The sequence below is a fragment of the Helicobacter pylori SA37A genome, from assembly GCF_000476015.1.
In the GTDB taxonomy this organism is placed as follows: domain Bacteria; phylum Campylobacterota; class Campylobacteria; order Campylobacterales; family Helicobacteraceae; genus Helicobacter; species Helicobacter pylori_DB.
Window position 1 is genome coordinate 44,259 of record NZ_CBOO010000007.1, and the last position, 24,495, is coordinate 68,753.

Below are 24,495 nucleotides of genomic sequence, written 5' to 3' on the forward strand. Positions count from 1 at the left end.
GTTTATTTTCTAAAGTTTCGTGCTAAGCGAATGATTTCTTCTTCGCTAATGTGATCGGAATTATATTTCACAATAATGATTTCTTCGCTAATATTAACATACCATTCAATGATTTTGTCCCCTAAAGTTTCAAATTGTTCCTCATTATAAGCGTCTAAGGGGAAATAGACATTTTTTTGCTTGGAAGGGTTATGGAGTAAAAAGAGTGATAGTCCCCAAATAAACCCTAAAGCTACAATAATTAAGCTTGTGTTAGAAACGCCTAAATGATGATAACTCAACCCCCCGCTCACGCCCCCAACAAAGCTCCCTAAATAGCCAAAAGTAGTGAATTGCCCTAAAACCTTGCCTTTTTCGTTTGCTCTGGCGAATTTAGACGCTAAAGATTGCATGATAGGCTCTAAGGTGGCAAAGCCAATAAAGAAAAACGCCACCCCAACAATAAAAAGCCATAAATATTTCCCTAAAAAGCTAGAGTCGGCTAAAAACAAGCACATATAACTCACAATAAACAACAATACGCCAGAAAGCATCACCCCCTTAGGCTTATTGTATTTTTCAGCCATAACGCTCGCTATTCCCATGCTTAAAACCCCTAATAAGGCTCCAGGCACATACACTAAAATCAAAAAACTTTCATCTTTATGGAATTCATTCACTAAGGCTAAAGGGATCAGCACAAAAATAAGCGTCATGAACGCTTTTTCAAAAAAAGAGCTTAGATACAAAAGATACAAGGCTTTAGAGTTGGGTTGATAAGCTTTTATGTTTTTGATCTGGTAAGAAATTTTAGGGGCGTCTTTGACTTTTAAAAGCATCAACAAACTCAATAAGGTTAAGATCGCCGTGAGCAAGAAGAGCCATTTTGCCCCCCCCAAAAACGCCACAACCCCAGGGCCTATGGCCATGCTTATGGTGAAGCTAATGAAAATAAACGCCCCCATGATGGCCATCGCTTTGGTACGCTCTTCTTCTTTCACTTCATCAGCCACCATCGCGCTAACAACTCCCCCTAAAGCCCCCATGCCTTGAATGAAGCGCCCAATAACGAGCCAAACAATATCATTCGCTATAAAGCACACTAACGAGCCAGCTAAAAACAACAACAAGCACACCATAACCACCACTTTACGGCCTATCTTATCGCTAAGAATGCCCATGGGGGTTTGAAAAATGATTTGTGTGAGATACGCTCCGCCCACCGCCAAACCTATAAGCAAGGGACTGCTTGAATGGAAACTATCCGCATACAAACTAATGACCGGCAAAACAATAAAAAGCCCCAAAAACCGCAACGACGACACTAACGCTAATGGAAAAATTTTCTTAAACATGCGGGTTATTTTACAAGAAAATGCCCAACTTTTGTCATCAATTTGAGGAAGTAGGATTGATAATAAAAGTTTAATGTAATTTTAATGGATTTTTAAGAAAATTTTTTGTATAATCTTATTCTTTTATTTTTTTTGTCAAGGTAGCTCAGCTGGTTTAGAGCGCTGGTCTCATAAGCCGGAGGTCGGGGGTTCAAGTCCCCCTCTTGACACCATGATTTTGATTTAAACTTCATTTAATATCCGTTTAATCTTTTTTTTAGCAAACCTAAACTACAATAGCGTTGCATCTTTTAATTTCTTTAGGGATTTGACGATGATTTTTAGCTCTCTTTTTAGTGTTGTAGGGATGGCGGTGCTTTTTCTTATTGCTTGGGTGTTTTCTGGCAATAAAAGGGCTATAAATTATCGCACGATTGTCAGCGCCTTTGTGATTCAAGTGGCTTTAGGGGCGTTGGCTTTATATGTGCCTTTGGGTAGGGAAATGTTGCAAGGCTTAGCCAGCGGCATACAAAGCGTGATTTCTTACGGCTATGAGGGGGTGCGTTTTTTATTTGGCAATCTCGCTCCAAACGCTAAGGGCGATCAAGGGATAGGAGGGTTTATTTTTGCGATCAATGTTTTAGCGATCATTATCTTTTTTGCTAGCTTGATTTCACTTCTATATTATTTAAAAATCATGCCTTTATTTATCAATCTCATCGGTGGGGCGTTGCAAAAATGCTTAGGCACTTCTAAAGCAGAAAGCATGAGTGCAGCGGCTAATATTTTTGTAGCGCACACCGAAGCGCCCTTAGTCATTAAACCTTATTTGAAAAGCATGAGCGATTCAGAGATTTTTGCGGTCATGTGCGTGGGCATGGCTAGCGTTGCGGGGCCTGTGTTAGCCGGGTATGCGAGCATGGGCATTCCTTTGCCTTATTTAATCGCCGCTTCGTTTATGTCCGCTCCTGGGGGGTTGTTGTTCGCTAAAATCATTTACCCGCAAAACGAAACCATTTCTAGCCATGCAGATATTTCTGCAGAAGAGCATGTCAATATTATAGAAGCTATCGCTAATGGGGCAAGCACAGGGCTTCATTTAGCCTTGCATGTGGGGGCGATGCTTTTAGCCTTTGTGGGGATGCTCGCGCTCATTAACGGGCTTTTAGGGGTTGTAGGGGGGTTTTTAGGCATGGAACATTTGTCTTTAGGGTTGATTTTAGGCACGCTCTTAAAGCCATTAGCTTTTATGCTAGGCATTCCGTGGAGTCAGGCCGGGATTGCCGGGGAAATCATAGGCATTAAAATCGCGCTCAATGAATTTGTGGGCTATATGCAATTTTTGCCTTATTTGGGCGATAACCCTCCTTTAATCTTGAGCGAGAAAACTAAAGCGATCATCACTTTTGCGTTGTGCGGGTTTGCTAACTTAAGTTCAGTCGCTATGCTCATTGGGGGGCTTGGCAGTTTAGTGCCTAAAAAGAAAGATTTCATTGCCAGGCTTGCTTTAAAAGCGGTGCTTGTAGGCACGCTTTCTAATTTCATGAGCGCGACTATCGCCGGGTTATTCATAGGGTTAAGCGCCAATTAAAAGGATAAGGCATGCAAAAAAGAGTGGTAATCTTATTATTGGATTCTTTTGGTATAGGGGCTAGTGAAGACGCTAGAGATTTTGGCGATTTAGGGGCGAACACTTTAGGCAATATCGCTAAGGCTTGTTTCAACAACCTAGCTGATTCTAACGATCGTAAGGGGGCTTTGAAACTGCCTTATTTAGAGAGTTTGGGTTTAGGCTTGAGCGCTCTAAAAGCCACAAATAAATTGCCCTTAGGCTTTCAATCCCAACCCAATTTAATAGGGGCTTACACTTATGCACAAGAACTTTCTAGCGCTAAGGATACGATTTCTGGACATTGGGAGATGATGGGCGCGCCCGTTCTTTTTGAATGGGGGTATTTTAAAGACAAAACCCATTCGTTTCCTAAAGAGATTTTAGATGAAATTGTGCGTAAAACTAAGATTAAAGGCTATTTAGGGAATTGCCACGCATCAGGGACAGAAATCATTAAAGATTTAGGCGAAAAGCATTTAGAAACTTTATACCCCATTTTTTACACTTCAGCGGATTCGGTGTTTCAAATCGCTGCACATGAAGAAAAGTTTGGGCTGGATAACTTATACGCTCTTTGTGAAGAAGTGTTTCAAATTCTAGAGCCTTTAAAGATCGCTAGAGTGATCGCAAGGCCTTTTATTGGCGCCAATAGAGAGAGTTTCAAACGCACCGCTAATCGCAAAGACTATGCGATAAAGCCCCATAAAAAATTGCTTTTTGAAACATTCATTGAAGAAAAGCAGGGCGAAGTCATTAGCATTGGAAAAATCGCTGATATTTACGCTCATGTGGGGATCACTCAAAAGTTCAAAGCCGGTAGTTTGATGGAGTTATGCGATGTTACTTTAGAGCAAGTCAAAAACGCTAAAAACAACAGCTTGATTTTTACGAATTTTGTGCATTTTGATAGCGATTATGGGCATAGGCGCGATATTAGCGGGTATGCTAACGCTTTAGAGTATTTTGATGCGCGTTTAAAAGAGATTTTAGACAATTTAAAAGAAAACGATTTGCTCATTCTTTGCGCCGATCATGGGTGCGATCCCAGCTTTAAAGGCACCGATCACACACGAGAATACATTCCTGTTTTGTTCTATCATAAAGATTTACAACCAGCCTTTTTAGGCAAGAGCGATTCGTTTGCGGATATTGGGCAAAGTATCGCTTATTTTTTGGGATTAAGCCCCTTAGATTATGGCAAAAACTTATTAAACTTTAAAGGACAACCATGACCCCTCACATCAACGCCAAAGTCGGCGATTTTTATCCTCAATGCCTTTTATGCGGCGATCCTTTAAGGGTGAGCTACATTGCAAAAAAATTTTTACAAGACGCCAAAGAGATCACGAATGTGCGTAACATGCTAGGCTTTAGCGGGAAGTATAAGGGTAAGGGGATTTCTTTAATGGGGCATGGCATGGGCATTGCGTCATGCACGATTTATGTAACGGAGCTCATTAAAACCTATCAGGTTAAAGAGCTTTTAAGGATTGGCACTTGCGGGGCGATTAGTCCAAAAGTTGGCTTGAAAGACATTATCATGGCCACTGGAGCTTCAACGGATTCTAAAACCAATCGGGTGCGTTTTTTAAACCACGATTTGAGTGCAACGCCTGATTTTGAATTGAGTTTAAGAGCGTATCAAACAGCAAAGCGTTTGGGTATTGATTTGAAAGTGGGTAATGTTTTTTCAAGCGATTTTTTCTATTCGTTTGAAACGCATGCTTTTGATTTGATGGCCCAATACAACCATTTGGCTATTGAAATGGAAGCGGCAGGGTTATACGCCACGGCGATGGAACTAAACGCTAAGGCTTTATGCTTATGCTCGGTTTCGGATCACTTGATCACTAAAAAAGCCTTAAGCCCTAAAGAAAGGGTAGAAAGCTTTGATAACATGATCACTCTGGCTTTAGAGATGATGAGTTAGCCTTTTTTGTTGCCCCCATAAGTTAAGGATAAGCTTTAAAGGAAAACCCTTGAAGCTAAAAGCCTTAAGGGAACTTTGGAAAAACTAAAGCTATCGTTTTACAGAAACTTCGTTTTACAAAACTATCGCTTCAATAAAACAACAACTTTACACCCCAAAAATGAAATTTCAAGGTATAATGTTTTCCAAGAGTTTTTGCCATGTTTGGTAGCCATGACAAACTCCTTTTATGGATTTATCCCCATAATTGCACTTATGGGGGTGTTTATTTTACAACAATCTTTCTAAAACCAAATCCCAATCAAATAAAAACACTCTTAAAAGCTTGATTGAGTGCATCAAAACACCCTAAAACTTTTTTTGAAATCCAATAAATTTGTGGTAAAATTAAATGTATTGTAAATAAATTCTCATTTTGATACATTTTTGCAATAAAACATTACTTTAAGGAACATCTTATGAAAAAAACGAAAAAAACGATTCTGCTTTCTCTAACTCTTGCGGCATCATTACTGCACGCTGAAGACAACGGCGTTTTTTTAAGCGTGGGTTATCAAATCGGTGAAGCGGTTCAAAAAGTGAAAAACGCCGACAAGGTGCAAAAACTTTCAGACGCTTATGAAAACTTGAACAAGCTTTTGGCTAATCACAGCCACTCCAATCCAGAAGCGATTAATACAAACAGCGCTTCGGCCATTAATCAAGCGATTGACCATTTAAATAAAAGCGCGCAAAATTTAGTTGATACAACAACCAATTCCCCTGCCTATCAAGCCACGCTTTTAGCGCTAAAATCCACGGTGGGGTTATGGAATAGCATAGCCTATGCGGTTATATGCGGAGGCTATACGGATAAACCCAATCACAACACCACGGAAACTTTTTACAACCAACCAGGACAAAATTCAAATTCGATCACTTGCGGTAGCAATAGTTTAGGGACTCTTAAAGCGGGCAAAAATTCTCATCTGTCCATTGAACAATTTGCAACGCTCAACAAAGCGTATCAAATCATCCAAGCCGCTTTGAAACAAGGTCTCCCTGCTTTAAGCGATACAAAAAAAACGGTGGAAGTAACCATTAAAACAGCAACCAACGCTAAAAACATTAATGTCAATAATAACAACAACAATGCTGCTGATGCTACAATTGAAACAAAGAATACTTATATTAACGATGCGCAAAACCTTTTAACCCAAGCGCAAACCATCATCAACACCCTTCAAGACAATTGCCCGATGTTGAAAGGGAAAAGCAGTGATAGTGCTAGTGGTGGAACTAATAACGCAAACACCCCTTCATGGCAAACAGGCGCTAACCAAAATTCGTGCAGCGTTTTTGGCACGGAATTTAGCGCTATTTCAGACATGATTAGTAACGCTCAAAACATCGTTCAAGAAACCCAACAGCTTAATACTACCCCACTAAAAAGCATCGCGCAACCCAATAACTTTAACCTTAACTCCCCTAATAGTGTTGCTTTGGCTCAAAGCATGCTCAAAAACGCTCAATCTCAAGCAGCGGTTTTAAAACTAGCCAATCAAGTGGGGAGCGATTTCAATAGAATTTCTACAGGAGTTCTTAAAAACTATATAGAAGAATGCAGCGCGAATGCTTCAAGTGAAAGCGTTTCTAATACCACTTGGGGGAAAGGTTGCGCGGGCGTGAAACAAACTCTAACTTCGCTAGAAAGTAGCAACGCTTCTTTTTCTAGCCAAACGCCTCAAATCAATCAAGCGCAAAACCTAGCCAACACTATTGTTCAAGAACTCGGTCATAACCCTTTCAAACGAGTGGGCATCATTAGCTCTCAAACCAATAACGGGGCGATGAACGGCCTTGGGGTGCAAGTGGGTTATAAGCAATTTTTTGGAGAAAAGAAAAGATGGGGGTTAAGGTATTATGGTTTCTTTGATTACAACCACGCCTATATCAAATCCAATTTCTTTAACTCGGCTTCTGATGTGTGGACTTATGGGGTGGGTAGTGATTTGTTGTTTAATTTCATCAACGATAAAAACACCAACTTTTTAGGTAAAAATAACCAGATTTCTTTTGGGCTTTTTGGAGGAATCGCCTTAGCAGGGACTTCATGGCTTAATTCTCAATTCGTGAATTTAAAAACCATCAGCAATGTCTATAGCGCTAAAGTGAATACGGCTAACTTCCAATTTTTATTCAATTTGGGCTTGAGAACCAATCTCGCTAGACCTAAGAAAAAAGATAGCCATCATGCAGCTCAACATGGCATGGAATTGGGCGTGAAAATCCCTACCATTAACACGAATTATTATTCTTTTTTAGGCGCTAAACTAGAATACCGGAGGCTTTATAGCGTGTATCTCAATTATGTGTTTGCGTATTAAAAACTCTCTTTTTAAAAAAAGGGGGGGTTAAACTTCTAAAAAACCTCTAAAGCTAAAAATTTTCAAAAAAATAGTTATTAAACCTAAAAAAAGAAATTTTAAGGTATAATGTTTGTGCCATTTTTATTTTTCGTTTTTAGTTTTCCATGGCAAACTCCTTTTTAGAATTTATCCCCATAATCGCTCTTATGGGGCGTTTGTTTTGCAACAATCTTTTCAAATTTAAAAAAACGCTCCCTCAAAAACCATTAAAGAGTGAAATTACCTTACAAGATGAGCTTTTTTGCGATTTTTATTAAAAACGATTATTTTTTAGCGGAGTTTTTTTAAAAAAAGGGTTTTTTACTCACTTCTTTTGATTGAAACAACACAATCAAGCATCTTAAGGCAATTTAAAATAAAATAGCGCTAGCATGACCCCAAAGCCCCTTATTAAATTAATCTATACCAAATAGTAAGGAGTTATCTAACATGGGGTTTTTCAAGCTTAAAGAACACAACACGAACATTGCCACCGAGTTTAGAGCGGGTTTAACGACTTTTATCACCATGATTTACATTGTGCCATTAAACGCTCTTATCCTTTCTCACGCCAACATGCCTTATGAAGCCCTTTTGAGCGCGACTGCCATTATCACTATCTTATCGAGCGTGTTTAACGGGTTATGGGCAAACACCCCAATAGCCATGAGCGTGGGCTTAGGGCTGTCAGCTTATTTTAGCTTTGGGTTAGTTCAGGGGCTAAAACTCCCTTGGCAGAGCGCTTTAGGCATCGTAGCGCTCTCGGGAGCGATTTTTGTGATTTTGTCTTTCACTAAATTTAGAAGTTGGGTCATGCGAAGCATTCCTAGCGATTTAAGGCGTGCGGTGAGCGCGGGGATAGGGGCTTTTATCGCGTTTATTGGTCTTAAAGAAATGCATATTGTCGTTACCCATAAGGCTACGCTTGTAACCTTAGGCGATTTTGGCGATCCGCATGTGTTATTGGGGGTTGTGGGGATCATTCTAACTTTCGCGCTCTACACGCTCAAAATCAGGGGTTCTTTCATTATAGCGGTCTTAATCACTTCCATTCTCGCATGGATTTTAAAGCTAGCCCCTTACCCTAGCGAGTTTTTTTCCATGCCCGCTAGCATTAGCCCTATCGCCTTTCAATTAGATTTTAAGGGCATTTTTTTTGATGCGAGTGGGGCTTTCACTTTAGCGTTAGTGCCAGTCATCATCACTTTTTTTGTAACCGATTTGTTTGATTCTTTAGGCACGCTTGCAGGGATTGGCCACAAGACTGATTTTTTCAATGATGAAGAAAAAAATAAGGAATTGGAAAAGACTTTGGAAGCGGATGCGGTAGCTTCTTTAGGGAGCGCGGTGGTGGGCGTTTCTACCACGACCGCTTTTATAGAGAGTGCGAGTGGGGTTGAAGAGGGGGGCCGCACAGGGCTGACAGCGGTTTTTACCGGATTATTTTTTGTTTTAACGCTCTTTTGCTTGCCTCTTTTAAAAGCTATTCCTAGCAATGCGATTTATCCGGTGCTGGTGGTAGTAGGGGTTTTGATGTTTAGCGTGTTAGAGGGGGTGAATTTTAAAGACATGGCCATTAGCGTTTCCACTTTTTTAACCGTGGTGATGATGCCCTTAACCTTCTCCATTGCCGATGGATTAGCCTTTGGCTTTTTGTCTTATAGTATCATCAAATTGGTTCAAAAAGACTTCAAAGTGCTCAATTCAGGCATCATCATTCTCTGCATCATTTCTGTTTCTGTATTTATCTTTCGTTAAGCTCTTTTTAAGGGGCTTTGCATTTTTTACTCATTTCATGCCTCTTTTTCTTTATTTAGACAGATTATTATCTTAAAATAATTGTAATATCATTATTATTATATCAACTCAATAAAAAAGGAGAAGGTATGCAAAAAACTTCTAACACTTTGGCGCTGGGGAGTTTGACAGCGCTATTCTTTCTAATGGGTTTCATCACGGTTTTAAACGATATTTTAATCCCGCATTTAAAACCCATTTTTGACTTGACCTATTTTGAAGCTTCACTCGTTCAATTTTGCTTTTTTGGGGCGTATTTCATCATGGGAGGCGTTTTTGGGAATGTGATCAGTAAAATCGGCTACCCTTTTGGCGTGGTGCTTGGCTTTGTGATCACAGCGACGGGGTGCGCGTTGTTTTATCCGGCGGCGCATTTTGGATCCTATGGGTTTTTTTTAGGAGCGTTGTTTATTTTAGCGAGCGGGATTGTGTGCTTACAGACTGCCGGTAATCCCTTTGTAACCTTGCTTTCTAAAGGTAAAGAAGCCAGAAACCTGGTTTTAGTCCAAGCGTTCAATTCGCTTGGCACGACTTTAGGGCCTATTTTTGGGAGTTTGTTGATTTTTAGCACGACTAAAATGGGCGATAATGCAAGTTTGATAGACAAATTAGCGGACGCTAAAAGCGTTCAAATGCCTTATTTGGGCTTGGCGGTGTTTTCGCTTCTTTTAGCGCTCATCATGTATCTTTTGAAATTGCCTGATGTGGAAAAAGAAATGCCTAAAGAAACGACGCAAAAAAGCCTGTTTTCGCACAAACACTTTGTTTTTGGGGCTTTGGGGATCTTTTTCTATGTGGGGGGAGAAGTGGCGATTGGATCATTCTTGGTGCTAAGCTTTGAAAAGCTTTTGAATTTAGACCCTCAATCAAGCGCGCATTACTTGGTGTATTATTGGGGAGGCGCAATGGTGGGCCGTTTCTTAGGCAGTGTTTTGATGAATAAAATTGCCCCTAATAAATACCTGGCTTTCAACGCCTTAAGTTCTATCGTGCTTATCGCTTTGGCTATTCTCATTGGAGGCAAGATCGCTTTATTCGCTCTGACTTTTGTGGGCTTTTTCAACTCTATCATGTTCCCTACAATCTTTTCTTTGGCTACGCTCAATTTAGGGCATCTCACTTCTAAGGCTTCTGGGGTGATTAGCATGGCGATTGTGGGAGGGGCGTTAATCCCCCCCATTCAAGGCGCGGTTACAGACATGCTAACAGCAACCGAATCAAATTTGCTCTACGCTTATGGTGTGCCGTTATTGTGCTATTTTTATATTCTCTTCTTTGCGCTTAAAGGGTATAAGCAAGAAGAAAACTCCTAAAAAAAAGGGGGGGGTTTCTTTCTTCTTTCCTTTCTTTTAGCTTGTTTTAAAAATCAGTAATAAAGAACTTGACTTTAATCAAGCAAGTGCTCCATAAAAGGGTTTAATTGTCAGTATTTGATGAGGACAGAGCTTTTTTAACAACTTGAGGCAAAAACACAAACAGGGTTTTTAAAATTTTTAAGATGCGATCAAAAACACTGCTAATGAATAAAAAAATCCCCTAATTACAAAAGATTAAGAGATTTTAAGAATGAAGCGAAGAATAAAGACTAGTAAATGGGTTTAGCGTCTTTGAATTTATATTCCGTAAGAAACCCAGTGCCATCAAAATTACCCACCAAAGAGATCTTTGCAATATCACCCACTTGGCAATCGGTTTCTAAAATAAGATAAGGCACTTCATCTTTACCGATTAAAGTGATCACTCGCCCCTTTTTTTCACGGCTTTGCTTGGGGAACTCTTTAGAATCAAGACCTGTGGTATTATCGCCGGTTTGGAGCATTCTAAAAGCATAGCACATGCCATCATTGATTTGAGCGCTATAAATTTTGCCTTTTTTAACTTCTTTTTTAACCCCCGGTTTAACCGCAATGCGTATTTCTGAGTGGATCTCAGCTTCTTGCATTTTGCCCTTATAATCTCGCACCTGAACCTTATGCACGCCATTAGGATCTCCCTTTTTAAGCAGAGAATCCTCATAACTGAATTTTTGAATGTCTAAATCCCCATCAACAAAACTCCTAGCGTCAAGCTGAACGCTCAAAAGCCCTAGCAACCCAATTAATGAAAATTTCAAACAACGCTTATAAAAATAACTCATCAACAAATCCTTTCAATGTAAAATCAAACAAATATATCCCAAAATGAAAAACAAAAAGATCACAAAATTGCTAATTTAGCAATAAAAACGCACCCTGTCAAGAATTCAAAGCCTAAAGAAATCATTCAAAAATAATTTCTTCCGGTTTGATTCCATCGCCATAAACAGGCTCTAAAGTTTCCTTGTAAGCTTCTTTTAAAAAGTCGCTAGAAATGAGGGAATCCATCTCGTTATTCAACCATTCTAAAAGCTTAGGGTTGCCTTTTTTAATCGCTGGAGCGATCACATCCTTATCGCCAAGGCTTGTAATGCCTAGTTTAAACTCAGGGTGCTGTTTCGCCCAAGCGAGCAATAAAGTGTTGTCATGGGCTAGAGCGGTAGCCTTATTATTTAAAAGGGCTAAAAAAGTCTCTGTGTTTTGCTCAAATTTCAAAAGTTTGATATCGGGGTAATTTTTAGTGAAATAAAAATCCGCTGTCGTGCCTTTATTCACAATCAACTCTTTATCTTTCAACTCTTCTATATTTTTAATGACCCCATCTTTAGAAATCACCCCCAAAGCGACTTTCATATACGGCTTAGCGAAATCCACGACTTTTTCTCTTTCTTTAGTATGCGTGAAATTAGCCATGATAATATCCACTTTATTGGCTTTTAAAAATTCCACCCTAGCTGAAGCTTCTACAGGAATAAACTCAATCTTATTTTCATCGCCCAATAAATCAAGGGCCATGCGTTTAGCGATGACTACATCATAGCCTTGATATTTCCCTTTAGAATCCACAGATCCAAAAGGAGGCTTATCGCTAAAAACCCCCACTTTTAAAACCCCTCTTTGTTTAATGACTTCTAAAGCGTCCTTTTTTTCTTTATGGCTATCAGAACATGCGCTAAAGACTAAAGCGATTAAAACTAAAAATAGCCCCCACATTTTAAAAAGCCCGTTCGTTTTCATAAAAACACCTTTTTTTGAAATTAAAATCATCTTTTTAGCAAACTTTATTTAACAGCTCCCTAAAAAATGGAAAGTTTCTAAAAATTTTTGCGCTCTTTGAGATTTCGGGTGGTTAAAAAATTCTTTAGCGCTGTTTTCTTCAGCGATTTTACCGCTATCAAAAAACACGATTTTATGAGCGATTTTTTGCGCGAATTTCATTTCATGCGTTACAATCACCATGCTCATGCCCGTTGTGGCTAGTTCTAAAATCACTTCTAAAACTTCTTTAACCATTTCAGGGTCTAAAGAGGCGGTTACTTCATCAAAAAGCATGATTTTTGGCCGCATGCATAAAGAACGCACAATGGCTACTCGTTGTTTTTGCCCACCGCTCAATTCTTTAGGGTAAGCTTGTTGTTTATGCTCCAAACCCACTCGTTTTAAAAGCTCTACGGCTTGAGAAATGACCTCATCTTTGGATCGTTTTTGCACTTTTAAAGGAGCGAGTAAGATATTATCTAACACATTTAAATGCGGGAACAATTCATAATTTTGAAACACCATGCCTATTTTTTGGCGCATTTGATTCCAGTTAGTGGCTGGCGTATTAAGGTTAGTGTTTTCAAAAAGAATTTCACCTCCATCAATCTTTTCAAGCCCGTTCAAACACTTTAAAAAAGTGCTTTTCCCACACCCGCTAGGCCCTAAAATCACTGCCACTTCACCCTTATTTAAAGTGAAATTGATGCCGTCTAAAACCAAATGGTTTTGATAGGTTTTTTTTAACCCTTTGGTTTCTAAAATCACGCTCATTTTACCCTCTAATGTGTTGGAATTTTTTTTCTAAATAGGAACTATACAGGCTCAAACTATAGCATAAACTAAAATAAAACATTAAGATAACGCCATAAACCACAAAGCTCGCATTGGGCATGCGTAAGAGGTTAAGCTCTATGATTTGCTGGCCCACTTTTAACAAATCAATCGCTCCAATGAGAGAGACTAAGGCTGTGGTTTTGATCATGCGCGTGAATAAATTAAGGCTTGAGGGCAATAAAGACAAAAAGCTTTGAGGGAAAATAATATTAAAAATCACCTTTTTTGAATCCATGCCTAAAGCTAGAGCGCTTTCTACTTGGTGTTTGCTTACGGAAGTTAAAACCCCTCTGGTTAAATCCATCATTTCAGCGCCACCCCACAAGCTAAAAACAATAACGCTCGCTAAAACCGCGCTAATGTGCAAATCAAACCAGCTCGCTAACCCAAAATACACGATAAAAAGCCATGCTAAAAGCGGGATGATGCGAACGCTTTCTAAATACACACGACACGCCAAAACCATTATTTTAGAGCCAAACGCCATCAAACTCCCTAAAAGCATTCCAACAATGATTGAAATCATTGCAGAGCTAAGAGCGATCAAAAGAGTGATCTCAAACCCTTCTAACAAACGCTTAAGGTTGTCTAACTCTAACAAAACTCCCATTTTAAGCCACTTTCTTTTTAAAGGAACGCTCTAAGATCACAAACAAAACGCTTAAAGGGAGTAAAGCGATCAAATAAGTGAGGCTTAACATCAAAAGGCTTTCAGTCGTTTTGTAATAAATGCCAATAAAATCTTTCGCCACAAACATGATATCGGTTAGGGCTATCGCGCCCACCACAGAAGTTTCTTTGAGTAAAAAAATCACATTCGCCCCTATGGAAGGCATAGAAACGCTTAAGCTTTGAGGCAGAATAATATAATACATCATCTTCAAAGGGCTAAACCCTAAACTCAAAGCGCTTTCTCTTTGAATGGAAGCCAAGCTCTTAAACCCAAGCAAAAAACTTTGACTCATATACCCCCCACCCAAAAACCCTAACGCTAAAACCGCGCACTCTAAAGCGCTCAAACCGATTTCATTCAACCCGTAATACAAAAAGAAAAGCTGGATGAGTAGAGGCGTGTTCCTGGCGATTTCGCCATAGATATAGACGATAGGAGAGATGAAGTGCGTTTTAAAATACAAAATGATCGCACACAAAAACCCCACCAAAAGAGAGAGCAAAATCCCAAAGAAAGAAATATAAAGCGTGAGTTCTAACCCCTTAAAAAACGCAGGGATGGAGTGCAACATAAAATCCCAATCTAATGCCATAACGCTATACCTTAAAATTAATGACGCTTTAAAGCATCATGTTTAAAAACGGCTCTTATTTACCCCAATTGTTAGAAGTTTGGAAAACCCAAGCCTTTAAGCGGGAAGTTTATGAGCTATTTTGCCACTATTCAAAGAAAATTTGGATTATAATAAAAAAACTGGCTGAAATTAACAACAATGATTAAACAATCATTAAATGGAGAGGACATGCAAAAAAGTTTAGTTTCTTTGGCTTGGGTCTTTGTAGCTATTTTAGGAGCGATCTGTTTAGGGGTGTTAGCCTTACACAAGGGCGAGAGCATTAACACGCTATGGCTTGTAGTAGCGAGCGCTTGCATTTATAGCATAGGCTATCGTTTTTATAGCCATTTTATCGCTTATAAGGTGTTAAAGCTAGACGATAACAGAGCCACGCCTGCATGCGTAAGGAATGACGGCAAGGATTTTGTGCCAACCGATAAAGCGATCACTTTTGGGCATCATTTCGCCGCTATTGCTGGGGCTGGCCCTTTAGTAGGCCCGATACTAGCCGCTCAAATGGGTTACTTGCCCTCTATCTTATGGATTTTGATAGGCTCGGTTTTAGGGGGTTGCGTGCATGATTTTGTGGTGCTTTTTGCTTCCATTAGGCGCGATGGCAAGTCTTTAGGCGAAATGATCAAGCTTGAAATGGGTCAATTTGTAGGCATGATCGCAAGTCTGGGCATTTTAGGGATCATGCTCATTATCATTGCGATTTTAGCGATGGTGGTGGTGAAAGCTTTAGCGCATTCGCCTTGGGGCTTTTTTACGATCGCAATGACTATTCCCATTGCGATTCTTATGGGGCTTTACATGCGGTTTTTCAGGCCGCATAAGATTTTAGAAGTTTCTGTTATTGGTTTTATCCTATTGATTATAGCGATTTATGCGGGTAAATACGTTTCTTTAGATCCTAAATTAGCGTCAATATTCACCTTTGATGCCAGTTCTTTAGCGTGGATGATCATGGGCTATGGTTTTGTGGCTTCTATTTTACCGGTATGGTTTTTACTCGCTCCACGAGATTATTTAAGCACTTTTTTAAAAATTGGCGTTATAGGGGTGTTGGTTGTGGCCATTGTTTTTGTCGCTCCGCCCTTACAAATCCCTAAAATCACGCCCTTTGTAGATGGCAGTGGGCCTGTGTTTGCAGGAAGCGTGTTCCCTTTCTTGTTTATCACGGTGGCTTGCGGGACGATTAGCGGCTTTCATGCTTTAATTTCTTCAGGAACGACCCCTAAAATGCTCGCTAAAGAAAGCGACGCCAGGTTAGTGGGCTATGGCTCTATGGTGATGGAGAGCGTTGTGGCTCTTATGGCGTTGGTGTGTGCGGGGATTTTACACCCAGGGCTTTATTTCGCTATCAATTCCCCAGAAGTGAGCATCGGTAAAGATATAGCTGATGCGGCTTCGGTGATTAGCTCATGGGGGTTTAGTATCAGTGCTGAAGAAATCCGTGAGATGACCAAAAACATCGGCGAAAGCTCTATTTTGAGCCGCACCGGTGGGGCGCCCACTTTTGCGATTGGTTTAGCGATGATCGTATATCACATTTTAGGGGATCCAAGCGTGATGGCGTTTTGGTACCATTTTGCGATTTTGTTTGAAGCTTTGTTCATTTTAACCGCTGTGGATGCTGGCACACGAACCGCTCGTTTCATGATCCAAGATTTGCTCGGTAATGTTTATAAGCCTTTGGGTAATCTTAGTTCTTATAAGGCTGGGATTTTTGCCACTCTTTTGTGCGTGGCAGGGTGGGGGTATTTCTTGTATCAAGGCACGATTGACCCTAAAGGGGGGATTTATACGCTATGGCCTTTATTTGGCGTGAGTAATCAGATGCTAGCGGGCATGGCGTTGTTGTTGGTTACGGTGGTGTTGTTTAAAATGGGGCGTTTTAAGGGGGCGATGATAAGCGCCTTGCCGGCAGTTTTGATTTTATTTATCACTTTTTATAGCGGTATTTTAAAAGTAATGCCAAAGAGTAATGATAGCGTGCTTAATAACGTTTCCCATGTGGCGCAAATGCAAATCATCAAAGAAAAAATGGCTACCACTACCGATGAAAAAGCGCTAAAAACGCTCCAAAAATCCTTTTTTAACCATGCTATTGATGCGATTTTGTGCGTGTTTTTCATGTTTGTGGCGCTATTGGTTTTAATAGTGAGCGTTAGGATTTGCTCAAACGCTTATTTTAAAAATCAAATTTACCCGCCGCTAGCTGAAACGCCCTATATCAAAGCCGCTTGAATAAAAAAGGGGTTTTTAACCCCCTTTTAAATCCATGAAAAAAGTTTGACCTTGTTCGTGAAGAACCCAAACGCTAAAGATGTTTGGGGTTTCTGCTTGGGTTCTTAAAAAGCTATCGCTTGCTTTAAATTAAAAATGAACTTGCATTTTACTCACCACCCCACTCACATAATGGGTATGCGATTTAAAAAAGGGCTTTGCTTGAAAAGAAATTTGATATATAGAGATTAGAGGAACAGCGTTAAAAAACGCCTATCATGTTTTGTGATCATAGCATCAAAAAGACGCCTACCATAATCATAGGGTAGCATCAAAATGATGCTACTAGAGCCGTGTATAACGCGCTCCTGTCAGAATAAAGGGCGGGGAAGTCTTTAGGCACAGGCCCGTTTTCACCCGGTTTAAAGCCTTTGTTAGTATGCACGCCATAATACGCAAGATCCACGCTACCGCTCAAATATTCAGTGAATTTATAGCCTAAAGAGATCATCGCTCTCGCTTCCCAAGAGACCACTGAATTGGAATATTGTGTGGCGAATTTCCATGTGAATTTTTTGGCAAAATGAGTGCCGCCACAAGAAAGGAAAATGGTAGCGGCGTCTCTTTTAAGGGCTGTGCCTGTAAAACCCGCATAGACGCTGTTGCTCCCCATGATCACACCGCTTGGATTCCCCATGTTGCCTATCCAACCATTAGCGTTTTGAAAGACTTTATAAAAAGCGATTGCAACATGGTAATTGTTTATATCAAAGCGTTGGCGGATAATGAGATTTTGCCCATTTTGAGTGGCTGGCGTGTCGTATTTATAGACCGGACTCCCATTGGATTTGACAATCATCCAAGGGTAGTAAATGGGGAAAAACCCTATGATGGCCGTATCAGAGCGAAAGCCTGTGCCGCTGAAATTAGGGTTGGAATCCCAGCCAATTTTAACGCCTGGAGCGTTGAAAATTTGAGGCGAAAAGTAATAAAAGCCTTCTATGAGAAAACGATGAGGTTTATAGGTGAGCTGCACCGCATGCGTGCCATAAAGCACCTTATGCCCATGGCTATCATAACCCCCTTTATCGTTTTTGGTAAAGCCTCCGCTATAAGTGGTCCTAGCGGCAAACCAATCCATCAAAAACGAGCCGTAAGCGAACGCCCTCCCAAAAGAGCTAAACCAAGTCAAGCGCGCTTTCTTGTATTGCCCAGAAATTTGAAAGCCTTGCGTTTGACCGCTTTTATAAGGCATAGTGGATAAATAGCGCCCGGCTTTTATTTCAAAATAATTCTTATAAGCGTATTCTAAATACGCGTCGCTAAAGACATAGTTGCGGACATTTTTATTGTGTTTCATGTTTTGTGTCGCTAAATCATCGCTTTGTAAGATGTTTGTATAACCCCCCATGAACCCATCGTAATAACCAAAGAGGTTGTAAGCCACAGATCCGTCTTCAAACTTCTTCGTGCCGTCATAAAAAATAGATCCTACCATGCCCCCTATTTTGCCTTTTAGAACATGGTCTGAAACCTTTTTGGGTAACAGGCTAAAACCAAGCCCTAAATAGCCCGCAATCGTTGCGAATTGCTGCATAGGGTAGATACCTCTTTCCTTATTGATTTTATGCTGGTTAAAACCGATCGTGCTGGATTGATCCACAAAGCCGTTGAGCTTAGCTTCAAAACCTTGTAAAGAAGAGCTTAAAAATGCCCCAAAGAATAAAACCTGACTTGCCTTTTTCATGCATGCCTCCTAAAATGAGATTGATAAATGCAAATACTTTTAAAGATAAATCTATTCTTTGATTTTTATTATTCTTAGCTTTGAAATAATTATAATATGTAAAATAATGCATATGATGAGAAAATCCAACTTCTAAAAGCTAAAAACGATTAATTTGTGGAAAATTTACTCTCTTTAAATTCAAATGGCTAATATATGGCGCTAAAATCCGTTACGATTAACGGATTATTTTGAACGGAGTGCTTGAGAATGGGGTTAAGCTTTGCTTGATTGTTTTTAGGTTTTATCTTGTTGTAAGATAAAGCCTATTGGTTGTAATTCTTATACAATTCTATTAAGCGCTTAGTGGAGCTGTCAAAATAAGCGTTGCTTTTATGCCCTTCTAATTCTTGTAAAATCGGCACGGCTAATTCTTTCCCAAGCTCCACGCCCCACTGATCAAAGCTGTTAATATCCCAAATGACCCCTTGCACAAAGACCTTATGCTCATAAAGAGCCACCAACGCCCCAATATTGCTTGGTGAAATCTTTTCTAATAAAAGGATATTAGAGGGGCGGTTGCCAAAAAACACCCTGTGGTGGGCCAAGTCTTTGGCTTCATCTTTGTCTAAACCTTTAGAGAGCAATTCCCCAAGCGCTTCTTCATAGCTTTTGCCTTTCATGAAGGCTTGCGCTTGCGCTAAAACATTGCTGAATAAAATCTCATGGTGGCCTTTAGCGTTAGGCTTTTTATCCAAAGAAGCGATAAAATCAATGGGGATTAAATGCGTGCCTTGGTGCAAGAGCTGGAAAAAGGCGTGCTGAGCGTTAATGCCCATATCGCCCCAAACAACAGGGCAAGTGTCATAGGGGATGGTTTCGCCTTTTTTGCTGATGCGTTTGCCATTGCTTTCCATATCCAATTGCTGGATGAATTTAGGGAAATGCCTTAAATACTGATCATAAGGAGCGATTAAATGGCTTTTGGATTGGAAAAAATTGATATACCACACGCCGATTAATCCCATTAAAACGGGCAAATTGCTTTCAAAAGGAGCGTTTCTAAAATGCTCATCCATCAAATACGCCCCTTTCAAAAGAGCGTTAAAATTTTTCTTCCCTAAATAGATCATAATGGATAAGCCAATAGCCGACCACAAGCTATAACGCCCCCCTACAAAATCCCAAAATTCAAACATGTTATGCTCATCAATGCCAAATTGCTGCACGGCTTCTTTATTGGTTGATACCGCTACAAAGTGCTTAGCGATATGCTTTTCATCGCCGCTCCTTTCTACAAACCATTTTCTAGCGGTTAGGGCGTTGGTTAAGGTTTCTTGAGTGGAGAAAGTCTTAGAAGCCACGATAAAAAGCGTGCTGGCTGGGTTGAGTTTTTCTAAAACATCTAAAATCTGTGTGCCATCCACATTAGACACAAAATGCATTTTTAATCTCGGGTGGGCGTAGCGTTTTAAGGCGGTGCAAACCATTAAAGCGCCCAAATCTGACCCCCCAATGCCGATATTGACAATATCGGTGATCACTTGATTGGTATAGCCCAATCTTTTACCGCTCCTCACGCTATCGCTAAAGGCTCGCATGCGTTTTAAAACGCTCCGAACGCTTTTTAACACTTCCATGTTGTCTAGCAAGATTTCTGCGTCATTCAAGCTTCTTAAGGCGGTGTGTAAAACGGCCCTTTTTTCGGTGGTGTTGATTTTTTCGCCCTTAAACATCGCTTCAATCTTTTCTTTTAAAGAGCAGTCATCCGCTAATTCAAAAAGAAGCTTTAAAGTGGTATCGTTCAAGCGGTTTTTGGAATAATCCAAGCTCAAGCTTTCCAATTGCACGAAATAACGGCTCGCTCGCTCTTTGTCTTTGGAAAACCAATCGCGCATGTGTGCTTCTTTAATTTCTTCATAATGTTTGAGTAATTTTGGATAAGTTTTTAATTGGGTTAGCATCAATACCCCTTAAATAAAAAATATAACGCTCTATTATAAGCTAGTTTTAATTATAATTTTCAAATGTTAAGAAAAAACATTTTAGCTTACTACTGGGCGAATTTTCTCTTAATCATCGCTCAAAGCTTGCCCCATGCGATTTTAACCCCCTTGTTGCTTTCTAAAGGGCTTAGTTTGAGTGAAATCTTGCTCGTGCAAACCTTTTTTAGCTTTTGCGTGCTAGTGGCTGAATACCCGAGCGGCGTTTTAGCGGATTTGATGAGCCGGAAGAATTTATTCCTGGTTTCTAATGTGTTTTTAATCGCTAGTTTTTCGTTTGTGCTGTTTTTTGATAGCTTTATTTTCATGCTTTTAGCATGGGGGCTGTATGGTTTGTATAGCGCATGCTCTAGCGGCACGATTGAAGCTTCACTCATCACAGACATTAAAGAAAATAAAAAGGATTTGTCCCAGTTTTTAGCCAAAAACAATCAAATTACTTATTTAGGCATGATTATAGGGAGTTCTTTGGGATCGTTTTTGTATCTCAAAATCCATGCGATGCTGTATGTCGTGGGGATTTTTTTAATCATGCTCTGCGCACTAACGATCGTGTTTTATTTTAAAGAAAAAGAAGCGGATTTTAAAAGCCAAAAAAGTTTGAAACTCCTTAAAGAGCAAGTCAAAGGCAGCCTTAAAGAGCTTAAAGATAACCCCAAGCTTAAAATTTTATTAGTGGGGCATTTGATTACGCCCGTCTTTTTTATGAGCCATTTTCAAATGTGGCAAGCGTATTTTTTAAAACAAGGCATCAAAGAGCAATACCTTCTTGTGTTTTATATCGCTTTTCAAGTGATTTCCATCCTCATTCATTTTTTAAAAGCCAAAAATTACAGCCAAAAAATCGCCATGAGTTCGCTTTTGGTGCTGCTAGGCGTTAGCCCCTTATTGATTAGCAATATCCCTTATTGTTTCATAGGGGTGTATGCGCTCATGGTGGCGTTTTTCACTTACATGAGTTATTGCTTGGGGTATCAATTCTCTAAATTCGTTTCTAAAAACAACATTTCATCGCTCTCATCGCTTTCATCAAGCTGTGTGCGCGTGGTCTCTGTGCTAGTTTTATCGCTCAGTAGTTTGGAATTGCGTTACTTTTCGCCCCTAACTATCATCACCATGCATTTTGCCCTAACGCTTCTCATTCTCTTTTTCTTTTTGTATAAGGCTAAGCCGTTTGATGAGTGAGCGGCTTTAAGAGTGCAACCTTTTAGCGATTTCTTGCGCAACATCATAGCCATGATTGAGTGCGGTAGCGATGCTCGCTCCTGATTTGAATAAAATATCGCCCACGATGAATAAATTAGGGATATTGTTGCTCTCTAAATTTTCCTTCACTACAGGGATATTCGTGCTAGGATCTAATTCTAAAGAACAGCGTTTAAAAAACTCTAAAGGGGTAGAGCCTCCGATCGCATACAGCAAGCGATCAAAACTCTCGCTCGTGTTATCGGTGAAATTCACCTTAATTTGAGTGTTATCTTCTTCTAGGCTTTCAATATCCACTCCAAGCTTGCTTTTAAGCGTGTTGTTGTTTAAGACTTCTTGCAAGTTTTTAGCGTTGTCTTCATTGATGCGGCTGAATTCTTTTTTGCGGTAATTGAGGGTGGTAGGGGTGGTTTTGCACAAAGCAATGGCGTATTCCACCGCTGAGTTGCCTCCGCCGATCACAAGGGTTTTTTCATTTTCCTTACAATCGTTGATGCTAAAAACCACTTGTTTGGAGAGTGCGATAGGGATTTTATAAGTAGGGCGGTTTGGCTGGCCCATTTTCCCGATCGCAACCACCACGAATTTAGCATGACAGGTTGTGTTAGAAGTGGTGGTGATTTTGAACAATTCGCCTTCTTTTTTCACGCTCTCAATATCGGTTTTATAGCTTGGCGTGATGCGGTGCTCTTTTAAAAGGTTAGTGAAATTTTCTAAAGTTTCTTCTTTAAAGCTGTCTTTAAAAGGGATATGCCCTTTAAGCTCTACGACTTGCTTTTTATAATCTTTATCAATCCTTTTACCGGTTTTATAAAACTTTTCCAACATGCCTGAATGGCTTTCGGTTTTTTCGCATAAAAGCACTTTTTTAACGCCGGCTATTTCGCATTCTACGGCCGTGGCAATGCCCCCAGGCCCTGCGCCCACTATCAATACATCTAAAATTTCTTGGTCCATTCCTATCCTTTTATTTTAATTCTTTTGGCGTTTTTCTTGTAAAATCGCTTCGTTCAAATCGCTCGCGCTATCATACAACACGCTTTCAAGCATGCGTTTTTCATCGTCAAACTGACCGCTTTTAACCCCCCATAAAAACGCTATTAAGCCTACCAATCCCATAAGCACTGAGACAACTAACATGATGGTTAAAATTTCTGTATTCATCTCTATATCTTTTAGGTTATTAGGATAATGCTGTCATTATACTAAAAGATAGCGTTTAAATCACCAACAGGTTGAATAAGTTTGGATAACATGAAAATAAAAACGAATCAAAAGAGGGTTTTTATGCAAGAAGCGTTGTTGCGTTTTCAAGAGGGTTTTAAGGAGTGGGGTTATCTTATTTTATTTTTATATTCTTTAGGGGGTGGGTATGTGGGGATTGTCATCGCTTCTATTTTGAGCGCTACCACGCACGCTTTAGATATAAAAATAACCATTCTTGTCGCTTTTTTAGGGAATTTAATAGGGAGTGGGGCTCTTGTAATCTTTGCCCGCTATCAAAAAAGGGAGTTTTTAAAGTATTTCCAAAAGCATAGAAGAAAGCTTGCTTTGGCGAGTTTGTGGGTGAAACGCTACGCTTTTTTAATGATTTTTGTCAATAAATATTTGTATGGGATTAAAAGCGTTGTGCCTTTGGCAATTGGTTTTAGCAAATACCCTTTAAAAAGATTTTTATGGCTTAATGTTTTTTCCAGTTTTTTGTGGGCGTTAATCGTGGGGAGCGTTTCTTTTCAAGCGAGCGATTGGGTGAAAACGCTGTATGAAAGGCTTTCTCATTACACTTCGTTTTTTATCATAAGTTTTGTTCTCATAGCGCTTTTAATATGGTTTTTATTGAAACGATATTCGCGCAAAATGGGTTTTTAAGCAAGATGTTTAATTAAATGCGCTAGACTACGCCCACAAGCATTCGCATAAAGCGGGTGCGTTAATATCTTTAAACACAAGGATTGAGAACATGGGAAAAATTGGTATCTTTTTTGGGACAGACAGCGGGAACGCTGAAGCCATTGCCGAAAAAATCAGCAAGGCTATTGGTAATGCCGAAGTGATTGATGTGGCTAAAGCTTCTAAAGATCAATTTAATGGCTTTACAAAGGTTATTTTAGTCGCTCCAACAGCTGGTGCGGGCGATTTGCAAACAGATTGGGAAGACTTTTTAGGCACACTAGAAGCGAGCGACTTTGCGAATAAAACCATTGGGCTTGTAGGCTTGGGCGATCAAGACACTTACAGCGAAACTTTCGCAGAAGGCATTTTCCACATTTATGAAAAAGCTAAAGCCGGCAAAGTGGTAGGGCAAACTCCCACTGATGGTTACCATTTTGAAGCTTCTAAAGCGGTAGAAGGCGGTAAATTCGTGGGTCTTGTGATTGATGAAGACAATCAAGACGATCTCACTGATGAGAGGATTTCAAAATGGGTAGAACAAGTTAAAGGTTCTTTCGCTTAATCTTTATAAGCCCTAAATTTTAGGGCTTTTTTAAACTTCTTTTTATATCTTTGATGCTAGAAATAGACAACCAAACCCCGCTAGAATCAGACTTTTTATTATTGGAAAAAATCGCAAATGTTTTAGCCCCCACTCAAATCATTGAGCTTGTTTTGGTGAGCAATGAAACCATGCGAGAAATCAACAGGGATTTAAGGAACTGCGATTACGCTACCGATGTTTTGAGCTTCCCTTTAGAAGCGATCCCTCACACCCCTTTAGGGAGCGTGGTGATTAATGCGCCATTAGCTCAAACTAACGCCCTGAAATTAGGGCATAGCTTAGAAAATGAGATCGCTCTTTTATTCATCCATGGGGTGTTGCACTTGTTAGGCTATGACCATGAAAAAGATAAGGGTGAACAACGCCAAAAAGAGGGCGAACTCATTAAAGCGTTTGACTTGCCTTTGAGTTTGATTGAACGCACACAGGATTAGGTTTAGATGCTCTACTAATACTGACAAATAAAGCTTTTAATTTCTTTTAAAATGGGGCTTTAATTATTTTGTCTTATATTTTAAATTTTATTTTATAGTAAAGGGGGGATAGGAGATAAAAC

The 24,495-nt window shown here is 39.8% G+C and carries 22 protein-coding genes and 1 tRNA gene; 13 read left to right on the forward strand and 10 right to left on the reverse strand.

Features of this window, described 5'->3' with window-relative positions; all coding sequences use genetic code 11:
- Positions 1-2: 2 nt before the first annotated feature.
- Positions 3-1,295, reverse strand: a complete 1,293-nt coding sequence (locus QT76_RS04620) for an MFS transporter (RefSeq protein WP_324286863.1) — start codon at positions 1,293-1,295, stop codon at positions 3-5.
- A 173-nt stretch (positions 1,296-1,468) separates the two neighbouring features.
- Here QT76_RS04620 and QT76_RS04625 point away from each other — a divergent pair.
- The 8 genes from QT76_RS04625 to QT76_RS04655 all read left to right on the forward strand — a co-directional run bounded on the left by QT76_RS04625 (position 1,469) and on the right by QT76_RS04655 (position 10,352).
- Positions 1,469-1,546, forward strand: a tRNA-Met gene (locus tag QT76_RS04625).
- Between the two features lie 101 nt (positions 1,547-1,647).
- Entirely contained in the window at positions 1,648-2,904 is a 1,257-nt protein-coding gene (locus QT76_RS04630; RefSeq protein WP_033616776.1) for a NupC/NupG family nucleoside CNT transporter, read from the forward strand.
- 11 nt (positions 2,905-2,915) lie between these two features.
- Positions 2,916-4,157 (forward strand): phosphopentomutase, encoded by a 1,242-nt coding sequence (locus QT76_RS04635; RefSeq protein WP_033616777.1) that lies wholly within the window; start codon positions 2,916-2,918, stop codon positions 4,155-4,157.
- Positions 4,154-4,855 (forward strand): purine-nucleoside phosphorylase, encoded by a 702-nt coding sequence (gene deoD, locus QT76_RS04640; RefSeq protein WP_033616778.1) that lies wholly within the window; start codon positions 4,154-4,156, stop codon positions 4,853-4,855. The genes QT76_RS04635 and deoD overlap by 4 nt, the downstream gene beginning before the upstream one ends.
- A gap of 75 nt (positions 4,856-4,930) precedes the next feature.
- A complete protein-coding gene (locus tag QT76_RS08665; protein ID WP_001869126.1) occupies positions 4,931-5,143 on the forward strand; it encodes a hypothetical protein in 213 nt (70 codons plus the stop codon).
- Between the two features lie 170 nt (positions 5,144-5,313).
- Positions 5,314-7,221, forward strand: a complete 1,908-nt coding sequence (gene sabA / locus QT76_RS04645; RefSeq protein WP_033616779.1) for a Hop family adhesin SabA/HopD — start codon at positions 5,314-5,316, stop codon at positions 7,219-7,221.
- 471 nt (positions 7,222-7,692) lie between these two features.
- Complete coding sequence (locus tag QT76_RS04650; RefSeq protein ID WP_033616780.1) at positions 7,693-9,000, forward strand: NCS2 family permease; 1,308 nt, start codon at positions 7,693-7,695, stop codon at positions 8,998-9,000.
- A 128-nt stretch (positions 9,001-9,128) separates the two neighbouring features.
- Positions 9,129-10,352 carry a sugar MFS transporter gene (locus QT76_RS04655; protein ID WP_033616781.1) on the forward strand — a complete coding sequence of 408 codons (1,224 nt, stop codon included), beginning with the start codon at positions 9,129-9,131 and terminating at the stop codon, positions 10,350-10,352.
- 272 nt (positions 10,353-10,624) lie between these two features.
- Here the strand turns inward: QT76_RS04655 and QT76_RS04660 are convergent, their stop codons facing one another.
- From QT76_RS04660 to QT76_RS04680, 5 genes are all read right to left on the reverse strand, one after another.
- On the reverse strand, positions 10,625-11,176 hold the full coding sequence (locus QT76_RS04660) for a hypothetical protein (RefSeq protein ID WP_000120141.1): 552 nt from the start codon (positions 11,174-11,176) through the stop codon (positions 10,625-10,627).
- A 121-nt stretch (positions 11,177-11,297) separates the two neighbouring features.
- Positions 11,298-12,131, reverse strand: a complete 834-nt coding sequence (locus QT76_RS04665; protein WP_033616809.1) for a transporter substrate-binding domain-containing protein — start codon at positions 12,129-12,131, stop codon at positions 11,298-11,300.
- A 48-nt stretch (positions 12,132-12,179) separates the two neighbouring features.
- Positions 12,180-12,926: an amino acid ABC transporter ATP-binding protein gene (locus QT76_RS04670; protein ID WP_033616782.1), complete on the reverse strand. Its 747-nt coding sequence runs from the start codon at positions 12,924-12,926 to the stop codon at positions 12,180-12,182.
- A gap of 1 nt (position 12,927) precedes the next feature.
- Positions 12,928-13,599 carry an amino acid ABC transporter permease gene (locus QT76_RS04675; protein ID WP_033616783.1) on the reverse strand — a complete coding sequence of 224 codons (672 nt, stop codon included), beginning with the start codon at positions 13,597-13,599 and terminating at the stop codon, positions 12,928-12,930.
- Position 13,600: 1 nt separating this feature from the next.
- Entirely contained in the window at positions 13,601-14,254 is a 654-nt protein-coding gene (locus QT76_RS04680; RefSeq protein WP_033616784.1) for an amino acid ABC transporter permease, read from the reverse strand.
- 180 nt (positions 14,255-14,434) lie between these two features.
- Between QT76_RS04680 and QT76_RS04685 the strand changes: the two genes are divergently transcribed.
- Positions 14,435-16,528 (forward strand): carbon starvation CstA family protein, encoded by a 2,094-nt coding sequence (locus QT76_RS04685; protein ID WP_195741867.1) that lies wholly within the window; start codon positions 14,435-14,437, stop codon positions 16,526-16,528.
- A gap of 310 nt (positions 16,529-16,838) precedes the next feature.
- On the opposite strand, the gene hofH is transcribed toward QT76_RS04685, so the two are convergent.
- Positions 16,839-18,254 carry an outer membrane beta-barrel protein HofH gene (hofH, locus tag QT76_RS04690; protein ID WP_033616786.1) on the reverse strand — a complete coding sequence of 472 codons (1,416 nt, stop codon included), beginning with the start codon at positions 18,252-18,254 and terminating at the stop codon, positions 16,839-16,841.
- Between the two features lie 305 nt (positions 18,255-18,559).
- On the reverse strand, positions 18,560-20,197 hold the full coding sequence (gene pgi, locus QT76_RS04695) for a glucose-6-phosphate isomerase (protein WP_033616787.1): 1,638 nt from the start codon (positions 20,195-20,197) through the stop codon (positions 18,560-18,562).
- A gap of 63 nt (positions 20,198-20,260) precedes the next feature.
- On the opposite strand from pgi, the gene QT76_RS04700 reads away from it, so the two are divergent.
- Positions 20,261-21,421: an HP1165 family MFS efflux transporter gene (locus tag QT76_RS04700; RefSeq protein ID WP_033616788.1), complete on the forward strand. Its 1,161-nt coding sequence runs from the start codon at positions 20,261-20,263 to the stop codon at positions 21,419-21,421.
- Between the two features lie 6 nt (positions 21,422-21,427).
- On the opposite strand, the gene QT76_RS04705 is transcribed toward QT76_RS04700, so the two are convergent.
- Both QT76_RS04705 and ccoS read right to left on the reverse strand, forming a co-directional pair.
- The gene (locus QT76_RS04705) at positions 21,428-22,399 is read right to left on the reverse strand and encodes an NAD(P)-binding domain-containing protein (protein WP_033616789.1); all 972 of its coding nucleotides are present in this window, start codon (positions 22,397-22,399) and stop codon (positions 21,428-21,430) included.
- 15 nt (positions 22,400-22,414) lie between these two features.
- Positions 22,415-22,606 (reverse strand): cbb3-type cytochrome oxidase assembly protein CcoS, encoded by a 192-nt coding sequence (ccoS, locus tag QT76_RS04710; protein WP_001090949.1) that lies wholly within the window; start codon positions 22,604-22,606, stop codon positions 22,415-22,417.
- Positions 22,607-22,729: 123 nt separating this feature from the next.
- On the opposite strand from ccoS, the gene QT76_RS04715 reads away from it, so the two are divergent.
- From QT76_RS04715 to ybeY, 3 genes are all read left to right on the forward strand, one after another.
- Positions 22,730-23,311 (forward strand): DedA family protein, encoded by a 582-nt coding sequence (locus QT76_RS04715; RefSeq protein ID WP_033616790.1) that lies wholly within the window; start codon positions 22,730-22,732, stop codon positions 23,309-23,311.
- A 91-nt stretch (positions 23,312-23,402) separates the two neighbouring features.
- The gene (locus QT76_RS04720; RefSeq protein ID WP_033616791.1) at positions 23,403-23,897 is read left to right on the forward strand and encodes a flavodoxin; all 495 of its coding nucleotides are present in this window, start codon (positions 23,403-23,405) and stop codon (positions 23,895-23,897) included.
- A 53-nt stretch (positions 23,898-23,950) separates the two neighbouring features.
- Positions 23,951-24,373: an rRNA maturation RNase YbeY gene (gene ybeY, locus QT76_RS04725; protein ID WP_033616792.1), complete on the forward strand. Its 423-nt coding sequence runs from the start codon at positions 23,951-23,953 to the stop codon at positions 24,371-24,373.
- Positions 24,374-24,495 lie beyond the last annotated feature (122 nt).

Coding starts and splice junctions, on each gene's coding strand:
- QT76_RS04665 (WP_033616809.1), bottom strand. CDS start 12,131: ATGAAAACGAACGGGCTTTTTAAAATGTGGGGGCTATTTTTAGTTTTA.
- QT76_RS04635 (WP_033616777.1), top strand. CDS start 2,916: ATGCAAAAAAGAGTGGTAATCTTATTATTGGATTCTTTTGGTATAGGG.
- QT76_RS04705 (WP_033616789.1), bottom strand. CDS start 22,399: ATGGACCAAGAAATTTTAGATGTATTGATAGTGGGCGCAGGGCCTGGG.
- hofH (WP_033616786.1), bottom strand. CDS start 18,254: ATGAAAAAGGCAAGTCAGGTTTTATTCTTTGGGGCATTTTTAAGCTCT.
- QT76_RS04720 (WP_033616791.1), top strand. CDS start 23,403: ATGGGAAAAATTGGTATCTTTTTTGGGACAGACAGCGGGAACGCTGAA.
- sabA (WP_033616779.1), top strand. CDS start 5,314: ATGAAAAAAACGAAAAAAACGATTCTGCTTTCTCTAACTCTTGCGGCA.
- QT76_RS04650 (WP_033616780.1), top strand. CDS start 7,693: ATGGGGTTTTTCAAGCTTAAAGAACACAACACGAACATTGCCACCGAG.
- QT76_RS04660 (WP_000120141.1), bottom strand. CDS start 11,176: ATGAGTTATTTTTATAAGCGTTGTTTGAAATTTTCATTAATTGGGTTG.
- deoD (WP_033616778.1), top strand. CDS start 4,154: ATGACCCCTCACATCAACGCCAAAGTCGGCGATTTTTATCCTCAATGC.
- ccoS (WP_001090949.1), bottom strand. CDS start 22,606: ATGAATACAGAAATTTTAACCATCATGTTAGTTGTCTCAGTGCTTATG.
- QT76_RS04685 (WP_195741867.1), top strand. CDS start 14,435: ATGATTAAACAATCATTAAATGGAGAGGACATGCAAAAAAGTTTAGTT.
- QT76_RS04655 (WP_033616781.1), top strand. CDS start 9,129: ATGCAAAAAACTTCTAACACTTTGGCGCTGGGGAGTTTGACAGCGCTA.
- QT76_RS04670 (WP_033616782.1), bottom strand. CDS start 12,926: ATGAGCGTGATTTTAGAAACCAAAGGGTTAAAAAAAACCTATCAAAAC.
- QT76_RS04675 (WP_033616783.1), bottom strand. CDS start 13,599: ATGGGAGTTTTGTTAGAGTTAGACAACCTTAAGCGTTTGTTAGAAGGG.
- QT76_RS04715 (WP_033616790.1), top strand. CDS start 22,730: ATGCAAGAAGCGTTGTTGCGTTTTCAAGAGGGTTTTAAGGAGTGGGGT.
- QT76_RS04680 (WP_033616784.1), bottom strand. CDS start 14,254: ATGGCATTAGATTGGGATTTTATGTTGCACTCCATCCCTGCGTTTTTT.
- QT76_RS04630 (WP_033616776.1), top strand. CDS start 1,648: ATGATTTTTAGCTCTCTTTTTAGTGTTGTAGGGATGGCGGTGCTTTTT.
- QT76_RS04700 (WP_033616788.1), top strand. CDS start 20,261: ATGTTAAGAAAAAACATTTTAGCTTACTACTGGGCGAATTTTCTCTTA.
- pgi (WP_033616787.1), bottom strand. CDS start 20,197: ATGCTAACCCAATTAAAAACTTATCCAAAATTACTCAAACATTATGAA.
- ybeY (WP_033616792.1), top strand. CDS start 23,951: ATGCTAGAAATAGACAACCAAACCCCGCTAGAATCAGACTTTTTATTA.